Annotated in this window: 18 protein-coding genes; 8 read left to right on the forward strand and 10 right to left on the reverse strand. The window is 60.3% G+C overall.

Annotated features, from left to right (window positions below; translation table 11 throughout):
• Nucleotides 1-71: 71 nt before the first annotated feature.
• The 10 genes from J7400_RS14810 to J7400_RS14855 form a co-directional block, all read right to left on the reverse strand.
• Nucleotides 72-1,082, reverse strand: coding sequence for an ABC transporter permease (locus J7400_RS14810; RefSeq protein ID WP_209064660.1), 1,011 nt, complete (start codon nt 1,080-1,082; stop codon nt 72-74).
• Entirely contained in the window at nt 1,082-2,176 is a 1,095-nt protein-coding gene (locus J7400_RS14815) for an ABC transporter permease (RefSeq protein WP_209064662.1), read from the reverse strand. The genes J7400_RS14810 and J7400_RS14815 overlap by 1 nt, the downstream gene beginning before the upstream one ends.
• The gene (locus J7400_RS14820) at nt 2,169-3,752 is read right to left on the reverse strand and encodes an ABC transporter ATP-binding protein (RefSeq protein WP_209064664.1); all 1,584 of its coding nucleotides are present in this window, start codon (nt 3,750-3,752) and stop codon (nt 2,169-2,171) included. Before J7400_RS14820 ends, J7400_RS14815 begins: the two co-directional genes overlap by 8 nt.
• The gene (locus J7400_RS14825; protein WP_209064666.1) at nt 3,749-4,105 is read right to left on the reverse strand and encodes a molecular chaperone GroEL; all 357 of its coding nucleotides are present in this window, start codon (nt 4,103-4,105) and stop codon (nt 3,749-3,751) included. The genes J7400_RS14820 and J7400_RS14825 overlap by 4 nt, the downstream gene beginning before the upstream one ends.
• A gap of 86 nt (nt 4,106-4,191) precedes the next feature.
• Nucleotides 4,192-5,181, reverse strand: coding sequence for a BMP family ABC transporter substrate-binding protein (locus J7400_RS14830; protein WP_209064669.1), 990 nt, complete (start codon nt 5,179-5,181; stop codon nt 4,192-4,194).
• Between the two features lie 166 nt (nt 5,182-5,347).
• Nucleotides 5,348-5,761, reverse strand: coding sequence for a GNAT family N-acetyltransferase (locus J7400_RS14835; protein ID WP_247738827.1), 414 nt, complete (start codon nt 5,759-5,761; stop codon nt 5,348-5,350).
• A 6-nt stretch (nt 5,762-5,767) separates the two neighbouring features.
• The gene (tsaB, locus tag J7400_RS14840; protein WP_209064671.1) at nt 5,768-6,361 is read right to left on the reverse strand and encodes a tRNA (adenosine(37)-N6)-threonylcarbamoyltransferase complex dimerization subunit type 1 TsaB; all 594 of its coding nucleotides are present in this window, start codon (nt 6,359-6,361) and stop codon (nt 5,768-5,770) included.
• 9 nt (nt 6,362-6,370) lie between these two features.
• Entirely contained in the window at nt 6,371-6,934 is a 564-nt protein-coding gene (locus tag J7400_RS14845; protein ID WP_209064673.1) for a NifU family protein, read from the reverse strand.
• Between the two features lie 120 nt (nt 6,935-7,054).
• Entirely contained in the window at nt 7,055-7,954 is a 900-nt protein-coding gene (locus tag J7400_RS14850) for a DUF5666 domain-containing protein (RefSeq protein WP_209064675.1), read from the reverse strand.
• Nucleotides 7,951-8,790, reverse strand: coding sequence for a DUF6502 family protein (locus J7400_RS14855; RefSeq protein WP_209064677.1), 840 nt, complete (start codon nt 8,788-8,790; stop codon nt 7,951-7,953). Before J7400_RS14855 ends, J7400_RS14850 begins: the two co-directional genes overlap by 4 nt.
• Nucleotides 8,791-8,958: 168 nt before the next feature.
• Here J7400_RS14855 and J7400_RS14860 point away from each other — a divergent pair, with 168 nt between their 5' ends.
• The 8 genes from J7400_RS14860 (at nt 8,959) to J7400_RS14895 (ending at nt 20,725) form a co-directional block, all read left to right on the forward strand.
• Nucleotides 8,959-10,566: an AMP-binding protein gene (locus tag J7400_RS14860; protein ID WP_209064679.1), complete on the forward strand. Its 1,608-nt coding sequence runs from the start codon at nt 8,959-8,961 to the stop codon at nt 10,564-10,566.
• On the forward strand, nt 10,563-11,879 hold the full coding sequence (locus tag J7400_RS14865; protein WP_209064681.1) for a hypothetical protein: 1,317 nt from the start codon (nt 10,563-10,565) through the stop codon (nt 11,877-11,879). Before J7400_RS14860 ends, J7400_RS14865 begins: the two co-directional genes overlap by 4 nt.
• Nucleotide 11,880: 1 nt before the next feature.
• On the forward strand, nt 11,881-12,663 hold the full coding sequence (locus J7400_RS14870) for an enoyl-CoA hydratase-related protein (protein WP_209064683.1): 783 nt from the start codon (nt 11,881-11,883) through the stop codon (nt 12,661-12,663).
• A gap of 251 nt (nt 12,664-12,914) precedes the next feature.
• On the forward strand, nt 12,915-16,274 hold the full coding sequence (locus J7400_RS14875; protein WP_209064685.1) for an adenylate/guanylate cyclase domain-containing protein: 3,360 nt from the start codon (nt 12,915-12,917) through the stop codon (nt 16,272-16,274).
• Nucleotides 16,275-16,346: 72 nt separating this feature from the next.
• Nucleotides 16,347-17,288 (forward strand): hypothetical protein, encoded by a 942-nt coding sequence (locus tag J7400_RS14880; RefSeq protein ID WP_209064687.1) that lies wholly within the window; start codon nt 16,347-16,349, stop codon nt 17,286-17,288.
• Entirely contained in the window at nt 17,275-17,742 is a 468-nt protein-coding gene (locus J7400_RS14885) for a hypothetical protein (RefSeq protein WP_209064689.1), read from the forward strand. The genes J7400_RS14880 and J7400_RS14885 overlap by 14 nt, the downstream gene beginning before the upstream one ends.
• Nucleotides 17,739-19,646, forward strand: coding sequence for a GMC family oxidoreductase (locus J7400_RS14890; protein ID WP_209064691.1), 1,908 nt, complete (start codon nt 17,739-17,741; stop codon nt 19,644-19,646). The genes J7400_RS14885 and J7400_RS14890 overlap by 4 nt, the downstream gene beginning before the upstream one ends.
• Nucleotides 19,643-20,725, forward strand: coding sequence for a ferritin-like protein (locus J7400_RS14895; protein ID WP_209064693.1), 1,083 nt, complete (start codon nt 19,643-19,645; stop codon nt 20,723-20,725). Before J7400_RS14890 ends, J7400_RS14895 begins: the two co-directional genes overlap by 4 nt.
• The last annotated feature ends 10 nt before the right edge of the window (nt 20,726-20,735 follow it).

Raw genomic sequence — 20,735 nt, forward strand, 5'->3', positions numbered from 1 at the left:
TGCCAGCGTCGATAAAACGCTGGCAGGACAGATCATTGACCGAAAACTGGACTTATCGTCCGGTTGCGGATTTAGCGCTCTTTGACGTAGGGCTCGCCGCTGGCACGTGGCGGGATCGCCTTGCCGACAAAACCTGCGAGTATCACCACGGTCAGGATATAGGGCAGCGCACCCAACAGTTGCACCTGAACCTTGATGCCGGACACATTCTCGATGATGTCCGGACGCAGCTCCAGGGCCTGGAAAAGACCAAAGAGCAGACAGGCCCAAAGCGCATAGACCGGACGCCATTTGGCAAAGATCAGCGCCGCGAGCGCGATAAAGCCACGACCGGCGGTCATATCTTTCACAAAGCCCGCCTGCAGGGCGGAGGAGAGATAGGCTCCGGCCACACCGCACAGCACACCGCAGATCAGCACAGCCGCATAGCGCAGCCAGACCACGGACACACCTGCCGTATCCACCGCGGCCGGGTTTTCACCAACCGCGCGCAGGCGCAGGCCAAAGCGGGTGCGGAAGAGCAGCCACCAGGTGAAAGGCACAGTCAGCAGCGCCAGATAAACGAGGATCGAGTGGCCGGAGATCAGTTCGGAGTAGAACTGCTGCAGCGGACCTGCCTCGGCGATCAGCTGGCTCAGCGGGCGGCCTGCGGCCTCGGCATCAGTTGGGCCAATGGCAAACGGCAGCTCAATCGGGTTAAACCGTGCCGCGCCTTCCAGCGGCGGCGTGCGGCCCCCTTGGCGGAACCAGCTTTGCGCCGCCAAAACGGTCATGCCAGCCGCAAGGAAGTTGATCGCCACACCGGAAATCAGCTGGTTGCCACGGAAGGTGACGGATGCCAGCCCGTGGATCACCGCGAGAATGATCGACGCGCCAATCCCGGCCAGCAGGCCCACCCAGGCATTGCCGGAGTAGTAGGCGAATGCGGCGGCAAAGAACGCCGCTGCCAGCATTTTGCCCTCAAGCCCGATGTCGACCACGCCGGAGCGTTCCGAGTATAGGCCCGCGAGACAGGCCAGCAGCAGAGGTGTTGCCAGACGCACAGATGTGTCCAGCACCTGAAGCAGTGTCAGAAAGTCCATCAGGCGTTCCTCCGGCGCAGCGCGATAAAGAGTTTCTCAAGCGGGTGACGCACCATATTGTCCAGCGCACCGGTGAACAGGATCACCAGAGCTTGGATCACCACGATCAATTCACGTGGGATGCTGGTCCAGAGCGCCAGTTCCGCGCCGCCCTGATAGAGGAACCCAAACAGGATGGCTGCGAGGAACACGCCAAACGGATGGTTGCGTCCCATCAGCGCCACCGCGATGCCGATAAAGCCCGCGCCTTCGGTGCTGTTGAGGATCAGACGTTCGCTTTCCCCCATTGTGGTGTTCACGGACATCATCCCGGCCAGCGCACCGGAGATCAGCATGGCGATCACGGTGATGCGCACTGGGCTGATGCCGGCGTATTTGGCGGCCGTTTCCGATTGGCCAAAGGCGCGGATTTCGTAGCCAAGCCGGGTGCGCCAGATCAGCGCCCAGACCACAACACAGGCGATCAGCGCAAGGAAGAAGGTCACGTTTGCAGGGGCCCCGCGGAACATGGGTGTCTCTGCGGTGGAGAACATATCCTGGAAAGACGGTAGATGGGTTGCATCCGGGAACTTGGCCGAGGCCGGGTCCATCGCGCCCACAGGCCGCAGCATTTCCACCAGCACATAGTTCAACAGCGCCGCAGCGATGAAGTTGAACATGATGGTGGTGATCACGATGTGACTGCCACGCTTGGCCTGCAGATAGGCCGGGATCAGCGCCCATAGCGCGCCAAACAGCGCCGCACCCACAGAGGCACCGAGGATCGACAAAGACCAATGGGGCCAGGGGATATAGAGGCACACCAGCGCCACGCCGAGGCCCCCCAGCATCGCCTGGCCTTCGCCGCCGATGTTGAAAAGGCGCGCATGGAACGCGACCGAGACCGCAAGGCCTGTGAAGATGAAGTTGGTGGCGTAATAGAGCGTGTAGCCCCAGCCAGCCGAGCGCATCAGCGCCCCGTCGATCATCAGTTTCAACGCTTCAATCGGGTTTTCGCCAATGGCCAAAATCACCAATGCGGAGAAAAAAGCCGCCAATAGCAGCGAGATAAGGGGGATCAGGACGATGTCAGCCCATTTAGGCATCTTATCCATCGGCGTGGACCTCCTGTTCAGTGGTGTCATTGCCGCCGTTGCCTGCAACTGCGGAGGTGTCGGTGATTCCGGCCATCAACAGGCCCAGCTCTTTTTCGTTGGTCAGCGCCGGATCGCGCTCGCCCATGATGTGGCCGTCAAACATGACCGCAATCCTGTCAGAGAGGGACATGATCTCATCAAGTTCCACAGACACCAGCAGGATCGCTTTGCCTTGATCGCGTAGGTTCACGATCTGCTGGTGGATGAACTCGATTGCGCCGATGTCCACGCCGCGGGTTGGCTGACCAATCAGCAGAAGGTCCGGATTGCGCTCGATTTCGCGCGCCAGCACAATTTTCTGCTGGTTGCCGCCAGAGAAGTTCTTGGCCGCCAGTTTCGGATCGGGCGGGCGCACATCAAAGCGCTCCATCTTGGCTTCGGCATCCTCATAGATGGCTTTGTTGTCCATCAGAACGCCGTTCTGGATTTCCGGTTCTAGGTGATAGCCAAACACGGTGTTTTCCCAGGCGGAGAACTCCATGATCAGGCCTTCACGCTGCCGGTCTTCCGGCACGTGGCTCACCCCGGTCGCGCGGCGCGCTTGTCCGTCAGCACCATGTCCGCTCAGCGGGATCGGCTCACCATTGACCAGAATGGTGCCGGTGCCTTCAGCATAGCCGCCAAGCACTTCCAGCAGCTCGGATTGGCCGTTTCCGGCCACCCCTGCAATCCCGACAATCTCACCGGCGCGCACATTGAGGTCGATGCCTTTGACACGCTCAACGCCCGCGTCATCCACAACGCGCAAGCCCTGCACATCCAGAATGGTGACGCCCGGCTCCGCTGGTTTTTTGTCAACGCGCAGAAGCACTTTGCGTCCCACCATCAGCTCGGCGAGCTCTTCAGGTGAGGTCTCTTTGGTCTTCACCGTTGCGGTCATCTGACCACGCCGCATCACCGAAACCGTGTCGGTGTATTCCATGATCTCACGCAGTTTGTGTGTGATCAGGATGATGGTTTTGCCCTCTTCGCGCAGCCGGTCCAGAATGCGGAACAGCTGATCCGCTTCGGCTGGGGTCAACACGCCGGTCGGCTCATCCAGAATCAGGATTTCCGCCTTGCGATACAGCGCCTTGAGGATTTCCACGCGCTGCTGATGGCCCACAGAGAGGTTTTCAATCACCGCATCCGGATCCACGTTCAGGCCGTATTCATCCGCCAGATGCTTCAGCTCGCGACGCGCATTACCCAGAGAGGTGTTGAGCATCGCGCCGTCTTCGGCCCCCAGAATGATGTTCTCAAGAACCGTGAAGTTCTCCACCAGCTTGAAGTGCTGGAACACCATCCCGATGCCTGCGCTGATGGCGGCTTGGCTGTCCGGAATCGGGGTCTTTTGTCCCTTGATAAAGATCTCTCCGGCATCCGCTTTGTAAAAGCCGTACAGGATCGACATCAGCGTGGATTTCCCTGCGCCGTTTTCGCCGATGATGCCGTGAATGGTGCCAGGCTGCACCGAGATCGAGATATCCTTGTTGGCCTGAACAGGGCCAAAGGCTTTGGATATGCCTTTTAGTTCAATGGCAGGCGCCGTCATTCAGGCTCTCCCAGTCCTGCGAAGCCGACCATGCGCGTTGCGCGCCCGTCGGCGTCAAGTTCCACGAAATATTGGCCAAGCTGCTCTTTGCCGTCGGCCATACGAAAGGCAACGGTCACCCTGTGGTGGCCTTTGGTCTCGCTGGTTCTGACCACCTGCGCAGTCGCGCCGGGGGCATATTGCGTGAACATGCCGATATAGCTGCTCAGCGCGTCCAGATCGGAAATCGTCTCTGGGGCATTGGGATCGCAATAGGAGAAGTTTTCAGCCATGATGTCGGCAAGTGTGGCGCTGCGTGTGTCAGCGTCTGCCTCGGCCCAGGTGGCGAAGAAAGCGGTCACGTAGTCTGGCATGAACTTGTCCCCCTTTTACGTTTTAGGGGCCGCACCGCCATGGCACGGCCCCCTTAAAGAGCTCCGGGATGGATCCCGGGCGCCTGTTATTCCACTGGGCAGCTGTTGTCACTCATGTAATCGTGCACAGCCAGCTCACCGGAAGCAATTTTACCGCTTGCTGCATCTACTGCGGCAGCCATGTCCGCAGAAACCAGCTCAGCGTTGTATTCGTCCATCGCATAGCTAACGCCGCCGTTGGCCACGCCCATCACGTTGAAGCCGGTTTCCAGCGCGTCACCCGCTTTCATGGCTTCGTAAACCGCGTTGTCCACGCGCTTCATCATGGAGGTCAGGACTTTGCCTGGGTGCAGGTGGTTCTGGTTGCTGTCCACACCGATGGAGAGGATGCCCTCATCCGCTGCGGTCTGCAGAACGCCAACACCGGTGCCGCCTGCCGCTGCATAAACAACGTCCGCACCCTGGCTGATCTGCGCTTTGGTCAGCTCGGAGCCTTTTACCGGGTCATTCCATGCGGCAGGTGTTGTGCCGGTCATGTTCTGGATCACGGTTGCGTCCGGGTTCACCGCTTTCACGCCCTGAACGTAGCCACAGGCGAATTTACGGATCAGCGGGATGTCCATGCCACCGATGAAGCCCACGGTGCCGGATTTGGACGCCTGAGCCGCCATCATGCCGACGAGGTAGGAGCCTTCGTGCTCATTGAACACAACGGAGCGCACGTTTGGCGCGTCAACCACCATGTCGATGATGGCAAATTTGGTGTCAGGATAGTCGCCCGCCACTTCGCCCAGCACGTTGCCAAAAGCAAAGCCGGCCATCACGATTGGGTTGGCACCCGCTTCTGCAAAGCGGCGCAGAGCCTGCTCACGCTGTGCTTCAGACTGCAGTTCGATCTCGCGGAAGCTGCCGCCGGTTTCTTCTGCCCAGCGGGTTGCGCCGCCAAAGGCCGCTTCGTTGAAGGATTTGTCGAACTTGCCGCCGAGGTCAAAGATCAGCGCCGGTTCTGCCACGGCTGCACCCGCAGAAAGGGCCGCAGCTGCCGCAGCGCCAAGAAATTTGTGCATCAGGCTCATTTAAGTCTCCCAGTGTTGAGCGGGGCGGTCGTTTCGTCGCGAGTGCCGTCCCGTCTATTGTTCATGTCCCGCCGGACCATCATGTAACTAAGGCGATTGATACCGAAGCGGTCAACTTTAATTTGACCATTTGGCCAAAAAGGTGACATTCGAATCAGGCCCCCGATCAGTTTAGCGCCTTTTTTAGGAGGCATGCAGCGATTTGCTGCCCGTCTGTGCGTGTGTAGTAGCCGGGCCGCGTGCCATATATTTCGTAGCCGCAGCGCTCATAGAGCGCAAGCGCAGCTGCGTTGTCCTCCGCCACTTCCAGAAAGCTTGTGACCGCCCCGCGTGCGCTGGCTTCCGCCTCGTATTTTTCCAATAATAACAAGCCGAAACCACGCCGCCGGGCGTCAGGATGCACAGCCACTGTCAGGAGTTCGCATTCGTCTGCCACTGCACGGCCCAAAGCGAACCCAGCGTCAACCGAGACAAAAAACACCAGTCGTGACTGAAGCAGCCCGCTTATTTCTTTGGCATCCCAGGCGCGGCTGTCTGTGAAAGCGGCGCTGTGGATCGCGGCCATGGTCTCAGGCGTCATGGCGGATCACTGATCCAAAATGACCGGAGCAGGGTCCTTGGGTGGCGCCGCATCAGCGGGCTTGATGTAGAGTGGTGCCGGGGCAGGGGGGCTGCTTTGATAGCGTTTTGCTGTCAAACGCGCGATTTGCACGACAAGACTAACGGGTACTGGATTTGCGAGCGGGGCATCTTCCATGATATCGAGGAGCTCGTCCTGCGTCGCCAGATAGGGAGGTTTTCCTTTTGGAGCGAGGTATCCTTGGCCGCGAGGTCCGGGCACAACAGGTACGGCCACGCGGTCTAACCCGGCTTCAATCGCGTCAAAGCTGTTCACCCCCACCGCCGGAATACCCAGCCCCAGCGCGAGGCCGCGCGCGGCGGAGACAGATATGCGGATGCCGGTAAAATTGCCGGGGCCAACACCCACACCAATCGCATCCAGATTTTGCCAGCTTTTTCGGGCCTCTTTCAAAACCTCTTCCAGCATCGGCATCAGGCGCTCCGCCTGCCCGCGCTTCATCTCTTCGACTTTAAAGCCGATGATGTGCTCACCAGACAGCAAAGCGGCCGCGACATGCGCGGCCGATGTGTCAAAACTCAGGACCAGTGGGGCCGTCATGGGGAGAAATTACACCGCGACCGGACGCACTTCGGTCACTTCAGGAATGTAGTGACGCAGCAGGTTCTCGATGCCCATTTTCAGGGTCAGCGTAGAGGAGGGGCAGCCAGCGCAAGCGCCCTGCATGTGCAGATACACAACACCGCGGTCAAAGCCGTGGAAGGTGATGTCGCCGCCATCCTGAGCCACTGCCGGACGCACACGTGTGTCCAGAAGCTCTTTGATCTGGCCAACAATCTCGCCATCTTCGCCAGTGTGCTCTGCGTGACCGGAAGGGGCGGTCGCCTCACCTGCCATCACAGGCTGGCCAGACTGATAGTGCTCCATGATCGCGCCAAGGATCGACGGTTTGATGTGATCCCATTCAATGCCGTCCGCTTTGGTCACGGTCACAAAGTCATTGCCGAAGAACACGCCCGCCACGCCGTTTACCGCAAAGATGCGGGTCGCCAGAGGGGAGGCTGCCGCGCCATCCGCAGTCGGGAAATCGGCGGTGCCCATTTCCAACACAGTCTGCCCGGGCAGAAACTTCAGCGTTGCAGGGTTCGGGGTGGATTCCGTTTGAATGAACATTGGCAGACCTTTCCTATCAAGATTTGATATGCGCCTGCGGTTGTGATTAGTCAAGGTTTAGATTCATTCTAAACTGAGATGGGAGAGCGCTGCGTAAGTGATGGCAACGCTCTCCGAGCTTTATGGCGTCGGGCAGCCCAAAACGCGCAGCTGCGCGCGTGTTTCCGCGCTCAACACCGCATCGGGTTTCACGATGGTCCCGTCCACACCGCAAATGCGCACCTTGTCTTGGGTCATCACATCGCCGCGTTGCTCTGTGTAAGAGGACAGCCCACTGCCTGCGACAGTGTAGTGCCCGGTGACAGAGACCACCGAGAAATAGCCCTCCGCGAGCACCAGCGCTTTAGGGGCGTCAAACACGCCAAGACGCATATCGCGCACCTCAAGCCCGTCGCGCTGCGCCGTGCCATAGACCCGCAGGATCTGCCCCTCTGTGGCATGTTCCGGGCGCGGCCCGTTCATAGTCACGGCACCCAGTTTCCATGATGGGGTGTCCTCAGGGGCGGAGGCATAGCTACCCTGCACGCTGGCCTGCGCCTGCGGGGGCACCACCTCAATGGCGGTGGCGATCACTGTTTCGCGGTTCCAAAAACCACTCACGGCAATCCAATCGCCCACGGCCACCTCAGGCGCGCGCGCATCTTTCAGGATGCGTGCGCCCATCACCACAAGCGCATCTGGATGCACCTCGCTCACAGGGCCGACAATCGGATGCACCTGCGTGATCGCATCCGCGGCCCAATGATCGCCATCCCTCTGCACGGCCACGGCCACGGTCTGCCCGGGGCGCAACGCGCTGGCCGGTTTGGGGCCAGCCGCAGAGCTCACCTGCATATCGGGCGCAAAGGTGATGCGCTGCGTGTTCACGATGATGCTGCCCAGTTTGACAATTTCGCCGACAATACCCGTGCCGGTGAGACCGCCTTCACGCGCCTCCTTTTCTTCGCCAGCAGAGGTGGGCAGGGCGCTGCTGGCTATCACAAACGCGCATAATGCGCTCAGTTTCAGAAAACCGCTCATGTTTTGGTGTCTTCCTCGGAATTCTTCTCGGGGGTGGCCACGCCTTCTGGCGTGGAAGTATCGGTCGGATGTATCGGCGCAATGAAAGCACCGGTGACAAAACGGCCGTTTGCCAACTGCCCGGACGCATCGTCTTCGCTTTGCAAACGGTGCGCCATGGCGTTGAGCGTCTCAAGATAGCTTTGTGCCATCTTGCGCGCCTCTGCTTCCAGCGCGGCAACCGAGCTGGCAGAGAGGTGAGAGTAGCGCAGCACCTGATCAAACTGGCGCGGCGCACCGGGCGGGGAAAGCACGTTTTCCGTGGCAATCCGCAAATGATCCCCCACCGTCGCCTCAAAGGCATCAATCGCCGCATCACCGGATTGCGCCACAAAGGTCGCTGACAGCAATTCTAGCTGCCCATCCGGATGGCGTTTGATCAGATCCTGTCGTTCAAGCTCTGACAGGACGGTGGCCGCCGCAAGGTCGACCTTGCTGGCTTTGATCAGCTCGTCAAACCCGGGTGCATCGGGTTGGCCCTTGCGCGGCAGCAGGCGCGGCTGGCCTGCCGCATCGCAAAAAGGCGGCTCCTGAGACCAGGTTGTCAGCACCAAAGCGATTCCCCGTGTGGGAATCTTTTTCGTCTGCCCGCTCTCAATTTCAGCACGCAGCCGCTTAACATCTTTGCGGTGCACGCCGGTGCGCAAACTCACCTGACTGTCGGTGGCGCTCTCATCTGACAGCCCTTCTGTCACCAAAGCACGTTTCAGGGCTTCGGTGGCTGTTTGCACGTCCAAATTGTTTTTGATCAGCAGTTTAGACAGGGGTTTCAGCAAGGCTGAGAGCGCGCGTTCCATCCTGTCTGTCGTGGTGCTTCGTGTCGTATTTCCCATTCCAAGTCCCAAAAATCCCCGCAAACATATGCGCTTTTTTCCCCTGAGAAGAAAGGAAATTCACGAAAATGTGAGTTGTCGTGGGAAAAATTCCCATAAACATTTACGTGAGCATAGCGGAAGGACAGCAGAATGCACAACTTGGCCCAGAATTTTGAAAACGGGTTCTCCCTCTCTTTGACAAAAGACGGCGCGCCCCTCGCAGAAGAGACCCCAAACATCCCCGGCGATTGGTTCACCCGTTTCGGCTTTGGCCCGCAGGTCGCGCCGCGTTTTGCCTCTGTGCTGGCAGGCTTTGCGCATTACGCCGCGCTACAACCGGAGGCGGTTGCGCTGGAATGCGAAGGCGAGACCATGACCTATGGCGCGCTGGATGAGGCGTCTGACCGTCTGGCTCAAAAGCTGCGCGATCTCGGCATTGGCCATCAGGATGCGGTGGGCCTCTATCTGAAACGCTCCATTCCGATGGTTGTGGGCATTCTGGCCATCATGAAGCTTGGCGCGATCTATGTGCCCCAGCACCTTGGCGTCGCCACCGAGAGCGCGCTGCGCCATATCTCCACCGTCACGAATGCCAAGGTTGTCCTGACACTGGAGGCCCGGCAGGGCGAAGTCCCTCTGGAGGAGGGCCAGCACCTTCTGGCGATCGAGGAGGTGATGCGGGATGCCTCTTTGCCGCGCCTGAGCGAGATGGCGGATCTGCAAGGCGATGACATCTGTATGGTGCTCTTCACCTCTGGCACCACAGGGGTGCCCAATGGGGTGCAGGTCACCCACCAGAACCTCGCCAACATCCTTCTGACTGCGCCGGGTGATCTCGGCATGCGCCCCGGTCTGCGCGTCGGGCAAATCCTCTCCATCGCCTTTGACATGGCGGCTTGGGAAATTCTCGGCTGTCTTTCAAACGGCGCAACACTGGTGATCCGGGGCTGCGATATTCAGGCCACCGCAGAAACCGTGGACATTCTGATCGCCACCCCGTCTATCCTTGGCTCCCTTGACGCCACCGCCTGCCAGCAGGTCAAAGCCGCCGCCGTGGCGGGCGAACCCTGCCCGCGTCCCTTGGCAGACAAATGGGGCAGCTTTTGTGATTTCTACAACTCCTGCGGCCCAACCGAGACCACCATCATCAACACGGCCATGCGTCACCACCCTGAAAAGGCCGATCTGACCATCGGCAAGCCGACCCCCAACAACACGGTCTATATCCTTGATGAGGCGCTGAACCCGCTGCCATTTGGCGCGACCGGGGAAATGTGGGCCGGAGGAGATTGCGTCACGGCGGGTTACCTCGCCAATCCGGAGCTCAATGCACAGCGCTATCGCCTTGATCCGTTCCGCCCCGGCCATCTGATGTTCCGCACCCGCGATCTGGGCGCCTGGACCGAAACCGGAGAGCTGCTGCACTTCGGCCGTGTCGATGATCTGGTGAAAATCCGCGGCTTCCGCGTGGAACTCGATGGCGTCTCCCGCGCTTTGGAAGAGACCCCCTGCTGCGAACAGGCAGTGACCCTCAAATTTGATGACCGCACGCTGGTCTCCTTTGTCAGCCCCGCAGATGTCTGTCCAAAAGAGGCGCGCGCGCGGGTGGAAAACAAACTGCCTTACTACTGTGTGCCCAAAGTGGTGCTGCCCATGGCGGATCTGCCCAAAACTCCGCGCGGCAAACTCGACAAACGTCTGCTGTTGCAGCGTGCCGAAGAGGCGATCCGCCTCAGCGGTCAGGAGGCAGCGGAATGACCACGCAGACCACCAACATCAAGCCGACCCGCCGCTTCAACTTCCGAAACATCACGCGGCACCCCTCTCTGATCGAATACCGACGGCTGGCCGCCGTGGTCGCCATCGTGAACCTCTGGGTCTTTGTGCAGGGCATCACGGGCGGCGTTTGGCAGAGCGCATCAGGGTTTCACACCGCCGCGATTGCGCAGGTGGCGCTTCTGAACTTCACGCTGGCGATCCTGATCCGGCAACAGCGCGTGGTGAACCTGCTGTTCTGGCTCGCCACACGTATTCCCACCAGCTGGCCGCTCTGGATCCGCTGGGGCGCGGGCAAAGTCTTCCACTTTGGCGGGCTGCATTCCGGCGGCGCGGTCGCCGGTTCGATCTGGTTTGCCTTCCTGCTCTTTGCTCTTTTGTCAAACGCGCTGAACGGCACCGGCGGGGCCTCGCTGCAGACGCTGTGGCTGACCGGCATCATGGTGGGTCTCATGACCCTGATGATCCTCTCCGCAATTGGCCCCATCCGTCAGAAGTTCCACAACCGCTTTGAGCACATCCACCGCTTCGCGGGCTGGTCGCTGCTGGTACTGTTCTGGCTCCACAATGCCTCCATGCTGCGCGATGCGGGGCAGCCGATGACCGAAAGCCTCGCCTTCTGGCTACTCTGCGTGCTGACGCTGTCGATTGTCTCGCCGTGGCTGACTCTCAAGAAGGTGCCAATCGAGGTGGAAAAGCCCTCCAACCACGCGGTTGTGGTGCGCTTTAACTATGGTGACACCCCCTTTGCTGGCTCCTCCAACGCGCTCAGCCTCAGCCCGCTGCGCGAATGGCACTCCTTTGCCAACATCCCCACCCCCGGGGAGGCAGGCTACCGTCTGGTGATCAGCCGGGCAGGGGACTGGACCGGGCGCTTCATCGACACGCCCCCCAGCCACGTCTGGGTCAAAGGCATCACCACCTCGGGCGTGGCCCGCATCGAGGTGCTCTTCAAAAAGGTGGTCTATGTCGGCACCGGAAGCGGCATTGGCCCGATCCTGCCGCATCTTTTGGCCCATGAGGTGCCCAACAAGCTGATCTGGTCCACCCGGTCGCCACGCAAGACCTATGGGGATGCGCTGGTGGATGAGATCGAAAGCAACACCCATGATCCGCTGATCTGGGACACCGATGCCCGCGGCAAACCCAACCTTTCCGCCCTTGCGCTTGAGGCGGTGCGCCAGAGTGGGGCCGAGGCGGTGATTGTGATCTCCAACCAAAAGCTCACCCAACAGGTGATCTACGACATGGAACGCGAAGGCATCCCCGCTTTCGGTGCAATTTGGGACAGTTGATATGCGTGATGATGTCCAAGGTTATGAAACCATTCTGACAGAGAAGGTGGGGCGTGTTCTGACGATCACGCTCAACCGGCCCAAGGCGCTGAATGCGCTCAACTCTCGGGTTCTGGAGGAGGTGCTGGATTGCGCCTCCATCCATGACACCGACCCCGACATCGGCTGTATGGTGTTCACCGGCAACGCCCGCGCCTTTGCGGCGGGGGCCGATATCGCTGAACTCAATGTTCAGGACTATGGCTCCATGTATGAAACCGCCTTTTTTGCGGGCTGGGATCGCTTTGCATCCCTGCGCACGCCCAAGGTGGCGGCGGTCTCAGGCTATGCGCTGGGCGGCGGCTGTGAGCTGGCCATGATGTGTGATGTGATCCTCGCCTCAGAAACCGCGCGCTTTGGTCAGCCGGAGGTCAAGATCGGCTGCATCCCCGGCATCGGCGGCACACAGCGGCTTACCAAACTTGTGGGCCGTGCCTGCGCGATGGATATGATCCTCACCGGCCGCATGATTGACGCACCCGAGGCACAGGCCATCGGTCTGGTCAGCCGCGTGGTGCCTGAAGAGGCGCTGCACAGCACCGCTCAGGAGGTGGCTGCGACCATCGCAAGCTATCCCAAAGACATCGTCATGATGGCGCGCGCCTGTGTGAATGAGGCCGAAGAAGTGGGTCTCAACGCAGGCCTGCGCTTTGAGCGGCAGATGTATCACGCCCTCTACGGCCTTCCGGCACAGCGCGAGGGCATGACCGCGTTCCTTGAAAAACGTCCGCCCAAGTTCAGGTAGAAGGCGCTCAGACCCCTTTCCTGCAGGGGTAGAACGCACAAGGAGAGCAGCAATTCCCAAGGACAATCAGGCGCATTTGTGGTACATACTAAGAGGCGATTTGCCGTTTGAGGCACTTTGCGTTTTACCAGCTGCGTGCAGTCAGATTTTGGCATGCAGCCCTTGGGAAGAGCCGTGACCAAGGAGTTTCTACCAAACGCAGAGTGCTCTGAAACGCTTTTAGTGATTTTGATGTGCGTGAGGAGTGCCGTTTGGAAGGCCTCGTTAGTTCTTGTTCACAATGCGATACAGAGAACCCGGTTGGCGCCAATTTTTGCCAACACTGCGGGAACTCGCTGCGACTGGCGTGTTCAAACTGCGGCCACCAGACCACGCCGGGTGCGAAATTCTGCACCAATTGCGGCACTGCGCTGGGGGACGAGGCGCGCGAAGATCTGCTGAGCGCCACACCCGCACCTCAGGATGCGATCTTTAAGGTGCCCACAACCCCGCCACCTGAGGATGTGGCAGAGCGGCGGTTGCTCACGGTCTTGTTCAGCGACCTTGTTGGCTCCACCGCCTTGTCGGCCCAGCTCGATCCCGAAGACTACCGCGATCTGATCACCCGCTACCGCACGCTTGTGGAAACCGTGGTCGACAAATTTGGTGGCAAGGTTGCCAATTTTGCCGGGGATGGCGTTGTGGCGGTTTTTGGCTATCCGGTGGCCAAAGAGGGTAGCCACTATGCCGCCGCCGTCTGCGCGCTGGAAATCAACGACCGTGCCGCAGAGATCGCCAGCGCGCTGAGTGACAGCTCCGTCAGCACACAGGTGCGTCTCGGATTGCACACCGGCCCCGTGGTGGTCGGCGCCGCCAACAGCGCCTCTCTGGATGAGAAAATGTGGCTCTTCGGGGATACGCCAAATGTCGCCGCGCGGGTGCAATCCGCCGCCAAGGTTGGACAGGTGGTGGTGACGGAGGTGACACGCAGATTGATCGGCGACCGGCTGGAGTATGCCTCGCTTGGCAGCCCGGAACTCGCCGGTGTCGAAGCCCCGCTGGAGCTCTTTTCTGTGTCGATCAGCCACGGCGTCTTTCAGACCCCACGCAGGGAAGTCTTGCAAAGCGACACCCCGATCATTGGGCGCGGGGCAGAGATCGCTCTGGTGAAGTCGCGCTGGGATGACGCGCTGGAAGGTGACGGGCAGGTGCTGCTGCTCACCGGAGACGCAGGCGTTGGCAAAACCAAAATCGCCTTTGCGCTCAATCAGGATATCAGCAACGGCACCTTCAGCAGCCTCACCTTCTTTGGCTCGCCCATGCACCAAAGCAGCGCGTTTTTCCCCGTCAAAAACGCTCTGGCCTCCGTGATGAACCTCACCCCCGGCGCCGAGGCGTCTGAGAACCGGGCGCAGGCCATCGCCTTCATGCAAAAGCTCGGCCTTGATGTCACCATCAGCGGCGCGCCGGTTCTGCGTCTCATGGGCTTTGATGAGGAAACCGGCAGCTCGGCCCCGATGGCTCCAGAGCGTGAAAAAGCCGCCCTTGTCAGCGCGCTCTTGCAAATCTGCTGCGCGATGGAGGCGGAGCACCCGCTGCTCCTGCTTCTGGATGACGTGCATTGGATGGATGCCTCGACGCTGGATTTTGTCGATCAATGGATCGCCCGGCTTGCGGAGCGGCGTTGTCTGATCCTGATGACCGCACGCGGCGAATTTGACTCTCCCTGGCGCAACCAGCCCCATGTCACCACGCTGGAGCTCAACCGCCTTGGCCGCGCCGACACCTTCAAACTGGTGGAAAGCATCGCAGGCATGCGCCCGCCCTCCGCCATCCTCAACCAGCTTGCGGAGCGCACCGACGGTGTGCCGCTCTTTGTTGAGGAGCTGACCAAAATGGCGATGGAGACCGGCCTCTTTGAGGATCACTCCCAAAGCACCGCCGAGCTGTCCCTCGCGATCCCGGAATCCCTGCAGGACTCGCTGATGTCACGTCTGGATCGGCTCTCCGCCAGCCGCGAGGTGGTGCAGGTCGCCGCCGCAATCGGGCGCGTCTTTGGGCATGACATCCTGCGAGAGGTGCTCGACTGGGACGAGCTGGAAACCCGCGATGCACTGGATCAGCTCTTGGAGGCCGAACTGATCGTGCCCGCTGGCCTGCCGGGTGATGTGCAGTCGTACAAATTCCGCCACGCGCTGGTGCAGGATGCGGCCTATCAATCCATGCTGCGCGCCACAGCGGCCAAATGGCATGGTCGGATTGCCCGCGTGCTCGACACAGGTGACCCCAGAGAGCCGGGGGCAGAGCCGGAAATCCTTGGCTATCACTACCAAAAGGCAGGCAATTTTGCCAAAGCCGAAGGCTTTATGCTCTCCGCCGCACGGCGCGCCACCTTGCAGTCCGCCAATGTCGAGGCAATCTCTCATCTGCAGAACTCTCTGGAATGCCTGCGCGAGCTGCCACCGTCCCAAGAACGCGATCACCGCGAGATCGATCTGCAAATCCTGCTCGCCGTGCCTCTGGCCTTTGTGCGCGGCTATGCCCATGAAACCGTGATCACCGCCTATGCCCGCGCGCAGGAACTCTGCCGCCAATACGGTGAAATGGAGCGCCTCTTCAAAGTCATCTACGGCCAGTTCCGCTCCATGATGCTGGGGGGCGAATACGCCACCTCACAAAACAACGCAGACCGGTTGGTCTCTCTGGCCCGCGACCTTGGCAGCCCCATGACGCTGGCTGCGACCGAGCGCTCTATGGGCGCGTTGCAGACCTATCTGGGCCACCCGCACAAAGCCATTTCCTTTCTCGATGCCGGCATCGCCGTGGATCTGACATTGGAGGACCGCAAACGCGGGCTGGATTTTGATGTGGTCGATCTGTCTGTGGCGCTCAATGGCTACCTCGGCCTGTCGCGCTGGCTCGCAGGGGATGTGATCGGCGCCCGTGAGGCCAGCGAGCGCTGCCTTGTGCACGCCGAAGAAACCGCGCATCCCTTCAGCGTGTCTTTTGCCAATGCCTTTGCCGGATGGCTTGGGCAATTCAGCGGCGATGAGGCTCGCGTGGCCGAAACCTCCGCCCGCCTGATCACCCTGTCGGAAGAGTATTCCTTCCAGTTCTGGCGCGGCTGGGCGCGGGTGATGAACGGCTGGGCGCAACGCCACGACCCGCAGGTCAACGCATTGGCCGAAATCCGGCTTGGCTTGGATGAATGGCGCGAGACCGGTTGCCGCCTTGGCCTGAGCTATTTCCTCTATCTTTACGCCGACGTGGCGCTCTTGCGCGAGGAGTTCGATCTCGCCGAAGATCTTTTGGCGGAGGCCAATGATTTTGTCACCATAAGCGGGGAGAAGTTCTGGGTTGTCGGTCTCGCCGGGTTGCAGGGGCGGGTGGCGCTGGCCAAAGGTAACCGCACCGCCGCGATCACCCATCTGGAGCGGGCCATCGCGCTGGCGTTTGAGATGGGCCACCACGGGGCCTTGCCCTCAGCCGTGGCCGACCTCGCCGCCATCCCCTCGGCGGCAGACAGGCTGCGCGACGCAAGCGACAACATGAAAACCAAGCTTGGCAAGGCCAAGGCCAAAGACCCGGCCCTGACCCAGGCATGGAAAGCCTTGGCCAAACTGGCCACCTGAAACACGGACAAGACGGAGAGAAGAGCAAGCACATCGTCAGCCGTCAGAAAGGCGGCGCATAGGGAGGGACCAATGACAGACGACAGCCAGACTGAAAAACCGTGCAAACAGATCAATATCGCGGGCGTGATGCCCAAGCTGCCCAAAGAGTTTGACACCTTCCCCTTCTTCTACGCCTCCCTGCAATGCCAATGGATGTACTGGTACACCGATCCGAAAGTGGCCGAAGCTTTTGTGAAAGGCACTGGTCTTTGTGTCGCCAGATTTCCCGATGGAAAGGGCAACGAAAAAGCTGTCATTCTTCTGAATTTCCAACGCTACACCGCGCATTACGACAACTCGCTTGGCTTTGTGAATGAGGTGGAGTTCAACCTTCTCGCCTATCCGCAAAACCGTGTTCCTGGCGTGCCGCAAGTCTCGCTCTGGGAGTATCTGCACGGCCGCGATCAAACCAAAACCATTGGTCACTTGCGCGTGCATGTGGCCGCAGACAACGCGATGGCGGTGAAGGCCGGGCGGGAGGCCTTTGGCGAGCCGAAGTTTCTGGGCCACTTCAATTACAAAGTGCCTGCGCTCAATGCCAAGATGAAGGGAGAGCCGCCCCGGCAAAGCAAGAAATGGTGGATACAGCTGGTCAATCCCGACGACCCGGAAACCATCGTCTACGATCTGAGTGCCGATTTCGGTCTGCTGACCGGCGATCAATGGGCGATCACCAATTGCACGCCGATCCCCGAATTTGCCACCGGCTTGGGGCGCACGGTCTGGACCCGCTGGACCATCTCCGGCCTGTTTGAAACCGCCTTGCTGACCGATGAAGCAGGGCAGGAGATTGCCAAGACCTTCGAGCTCAAGCTGGGGGACAATGACTTTCCCATGGCGCGGGACATGCACACACTTTTCACCGATATGACGCCCGTCGCTATTCAGGTCTTTGAAAGCCCGCCCGCCTGTTTTGAGCCGCGTGGCTTTTACGTCGACGCCATTGACGGAGACCGCCATGACACAGTCTGATCCCGCCTTTGACGCCTTCCTCACCATCAGCTCTGTGCTGACCGGCTATTCCCCCGCCGAATTGCAAGGCACCGGCTGCGCCCCCGAATATTGGCATCAATTTCAGCAGGTCTTGTCAGAGGAGGTCCGCGAAAGCTTTCTCGCGGGCGCTGCCAAACTCGGGTGCAATGACCCGGATGCCGTCGTGCGTGACCACTTCCTTTCAGACAAATGCCACGGCCCCATCGCCCGCGCCCTGATCCAGCTTTGGTATCTCGGCCAATGGGCGCCGCTGCCTCAGGACTGGACCGATGCCTACGGCGCATCCCGCTTTGACACCGCGCGCATCCTCTCCAGCCGCGCCTATAAGGAAGGCCTCGTCTGGGATGCCATCGGCGCACACCCCATGGGCGCCAAACAACAGGGTTTTGGCGCTTGGGCGATGAAGCCTCCTGCGGGGAGGGCCGGATCATGAGCACAGATGTGTTTGAAGAAGACCGGTTTTATGATGTGGTCATTGTTGGTGCGGGCATTGCAGGTGGGATCGTCGCCAAAGAACTCGCCGCAGCTGGCCAGACCGTCCTTATTCTGGAGGCGGGCGCAGACCACGGCGAAACGTGGCAGACCTACCGCAGCTATCTTGACCAATATTACATGTCGATGGCCAAGACCCCCAACTCGCCTTATCCCAATCTGCCCACATTGCCCTCGCCCTCGGTTCTCGACATCACCGCCGTGCGCGGCACCCAGCCCGACACCAACGGCTATTTTGTGCAGAAAGGCCCGCTGCCCTTTGGCAGCAACTACCTGCGCGCCTATGGCGGCACCATGCTGCATTGGCTCGGCACCAGCCTGCGGATGATGCCTGCCGATTTTGAGATGCAGACCCGCTTTGGCAAAGGGGTGGACTGGCCGATCTCCTACCAGGATCTGCGCCCCTACTATGAGCGTGCTGAATGGGAGATTGGTGTTTCCGCCGATGTGAAAGAGCAAACGCCACAGGCGCTGGGCATAAATCCAACCCAGCCGGAGGACAACGAAGGCTATTTCGCCAAAGACTATGAATACCCGATGCATCCGATCCCCTCGTCTTACGTGGATGGGTTCTTTGCCAAGGCCGATGATATGCCGATCAACATCGGTCATGATGACGGCCCGGTACATCTGAAGGTTTCCAACACGCCGCAAGGGCGCAATTCGACCCCGCGCAGGCCCAAAGAAAAAGATGGAACTTTTCCTGTGGGCAATGAAGCGCGCGCGCCTTTTGTGCCGCGCGGCGCAACCGGCGCCTTTGCCTTCATGGGGCAGCGCTGTGAGGGCAATTCCAGCTGCATTCCGATCTGCCCGATTCAGGCCAAATACAACGCCATGAAGACGCTAGGCGATGCGATCCATTTGGGCAAAGACCGTCTGCGCAAGCTCACGCAGGCCGTGGTTTCCAAAGTCGAAGTGGGAGAGGACGGCAAAGTCTGTGGCATCATCTACAAGAAATACCCGTTCCCCGGTGTGGCACAGTTTGATCTGCGCCGTGTCCGCGCCCGCCAATATGTGCTGGCCGGTGGCGCGGTGGAGAATGTCACCTTGGCGCTGGCCTCAAACCTCTGCCGCAGCAGCGGCGAGCTGGGCCGCAACCTGATGGATCATCCTTACATGATGTGCTGGGGCGCGGCGCCGGAGCCTGTCGGTGCTTTCCGTGGCCCCGGCTCGACCTCTTCTTACGCCAACTTCCGGGATGGCAACTTCCGGGGCCGCAAAGGCGCGTTCCGTCTTGAAATCGGCAACTGGGGGTGGAACTTCGCGGCGGGTTCTCCAAATGCGGATGTGGCGCGGCTTGTGGAGCAGGACAACCTCTATGGCACCGCCCTGCGTGGCAAACTTTACCATGATGTGCAGCGGCAGGTCCGCCTTGGCGTCTTGGTCGAGCAGCTCCCCCGCGCCTCAAACCGCGTGACAATTGATCCGGCCTACCGCACCCCCATGGGCGATTTCCGACCGGTGATCGCCTATGATCTGGATGATTACTCCCGCGCCGGTCTCGCCGCCGCACGCGATGTCTGCAAACAGATCTTCCAGCGCCTCGGCGTGAAAGACCACACCGCCTATGATCCCAATTCTGCAGGCTATTTCACCTACAATGGCAAGGGTTACACCTTCTGGGGCGCAGGCCACCTTGTCGGCACCCACCGCATGGGCACGTCGCGCGACACCTCTGTCACCAACAGTGTGTCCCAGACGTGGGATCACGAGAACCTCTGGATGGTTGGCTGCGGCTCCATGCCCACCATTGCCACCTCCAATCCCACGCTGACCCTCGCCGCTCTGGCCTTCCGCGCAGCCGATGCGCTCAAAGCGGCGCTAAATCAGGAGGCCGTGGCATGACACAGGATCTCTCCGCCGCCCGCCACGAGCTCTGCACCCTTCTGCAACAGGCACTGATGCTGGAGCTCTCCACCATCCCGCCCTATGCCACGGCGCTCTATTCGATCCTGCAGGAGGGGCAATACAACCGCTCCGACCCGGAGCTGGTGAATGCCGAGCCGATTGAGGTCATCCGGCAGGTCATGGTGGAGGAAATGCTGCATATGGTGCTGGTCGCCAACGTGCTGAACGGCATCGGCGGCACGCCGCAGATGACCAATCCGGACCTCTTGCCAACCTACCCGCATGCGCTGCTCGGCGGGCGCGGCCCAACGGTGCATCTGCGCCGCTTCACGCCGGATCAGATCAAAACCTTCCGCCAGATCGAAACCGCACCCGAAAGCCCCTATCCGGGGGAGCACGGCGATTATCACACCATCGGGGGCTTCTACATTTTCATCAAAACGCGCCTCAAAGACATCTGTGACACCTTCGGCGCTGAGGCGATCTTCATCGGTGCCGAAGACCGCCAGATCAGCAACGATGACTACTACGGGGCAGGGGGGCATGTGATAGAAATCATCGGCTCTCCGGAAAAGCGCTACGCCGCCGCGATCGAGGCCATTGATGAAATCATTGAGGAAGGCGAGGGCGCCTGTCTCGGCCATCGCGCCGGTGACAATGACCCTATCCCCGGCCCAGCAGACCACGAAGACGTCGCGCATTACTTCAAGTTCAACGAAATCCTGCACAGCCGCTACTATCACCCCAACGATCCCGTCGACGGCCCGCCCACGGGCAAAGACCTGATCGTGGATTGGCGCGCGGTGTCTCCCATGCGCGATGACCCTGCGCAGGATCACATTGCGGGCCAGAAAGACATCGAAGCCATGTCGCATGCCTTCAATGTCACATGGTCCAAGCTGCTCAGAGGGCTGGAGCGCGCCTTTAACGGCGAGCGTGCGGCGCTGCGCCAATTGGTGCCGGTGATGTATGACCTCAAATCCGACGCCACCAAGCTGATGCGCACCCCGCTGCCGGACGGCTCCGGCGAAACGGTGGGGCCAACGTGGACCTATCTGCCAGATTGCGGCGCGTAGAGGCGCAGGC

The organism is Shimia sp. R9_2 (assembly GCF_017743735.1).
In the GTDB taxonomy this organism is placed as follows: Bacteria; Pseudomonadota; Alphaproteobacteria; order Rhodobacterales; family Rhodobacteraceae; genus Shimia.

Bases quoted from the DNA above. Each gene is read 5' to 3' on its own strand.
- J7400_RS14810 (WP_209064660.1), bottom strand. From the start codon at position 1,082: ATGGACTTTCTGACACTGCTTCAGGTGCTGGACACATCTGTGCGTCTG.
- J7400_RS14815 (WP_209064662.1), bottom strand. From the start codon at position 2,176: ATGGATAAGATGCCTAAATGGGCTGACATCGTCCTGATCCCCCTTATC.
- J7400_RS14820 (WP_209064664.1), bottom strand. From the start codon at position 3,752: ATGACGGCGCCTGCCATTGAACTAAAAGGCATATCCAAAGCCTTTGGC.
- J7400_RS14825 (WP_209064666.1), bottom strand. From the start codon at position 4,105: ATGCCAGACTACGTGACCGCTTTCTTCGCCACCTGGGCCGAGGCAGAC.
- J7400_RS14830 (WP_209064669.1), bottom strand. From the start codon at position 5,181: ATGAGCCTGATGCACAAATTTCTTGGCGCTGCGGCAGCTGCGGCCCTT.
- J7400_RS14835 (WP_247738827.1), bottom strand. From the start codon at position 5,761: ATGACGCCTGAGACCATGGCCGCGATCCACAGCGCCGCTTTCACAGAC.
- tsaB (WP_209064671.1), bottom strand. From the start codon at position 6,361: ATGACGGCCCCACTGGTCCTGAGTTTTGACACATCGGCCGCGCATGTC.
- J7400_RS14845 (WP_209064673.1), bottom strand. From the start codon at position 6,934: ATGTTCATTCAAACGGAATCCACCCCGAACCCTGCAACGCTGAAGTTT.
- J7400_RS14850 (WP_209064675.1), bottom strand. From the start codon at position 7,954: ATGAGCGGTTTTCTGAAACTGAGCGCATTATGCGCGTTTGTGATAGCC.
- J7400_RS14855 (WP_209064677.1), bottom strand. From the start codon at position 8,790: ATGGAACGCGCGCTCTCAGCCTTGCTGAAACCCCTGTCTAAACTGCTG.
- J7400_RS14860 (WP_209064679.1), top strand. From the start codon at position 8,959: ATGCACAACTTGGCCCAGAATTTTGAAAACGGGTTCTCCCTCTCTTTG.
- J7400_RS14865 (WP_209064681.1), top strand. From the start codon at position 10,563: ATGACCACGCAGACCACCAACATCAAGCCGACCCGCCGCTTCAACTTC.
- J7400_RS14870 (WP_209064683.1), top strand. From the start codon at position 11,881: ATGCGTGATGATGTCCAAGGTTATGAAACCATTCTGACAGAGAAGGTG.
- J7400_RS14880 (WP_209064687.1), top strand. From the start codon at position 16,347: ATGACAGACGACAGCCAGACTGAAAAACCGTGCAAACAGATCAATATC.
- J7400_RS14885 (WP_209064689.1), top strand. From the start codon at position 17,275: ATGACACAGTCTGATCCCGCCTTTGACGCCTTCCTCACCATCAGCTCT.
- J7400_RS14890 (WP_209064691.1), top strand. From the start codon at position 17,739: ATGAGCACAGATGTGTTTGAAGAAGACCGGTTTTATGATGTGGTCATT.
- J7400_RS14895 (WP_209064693.1), top strand. From the start codon at position 19,643: ATGACACAGGATCTCTCCGCCGCCCGCCACGAGCTCTGCACCCTTCTG.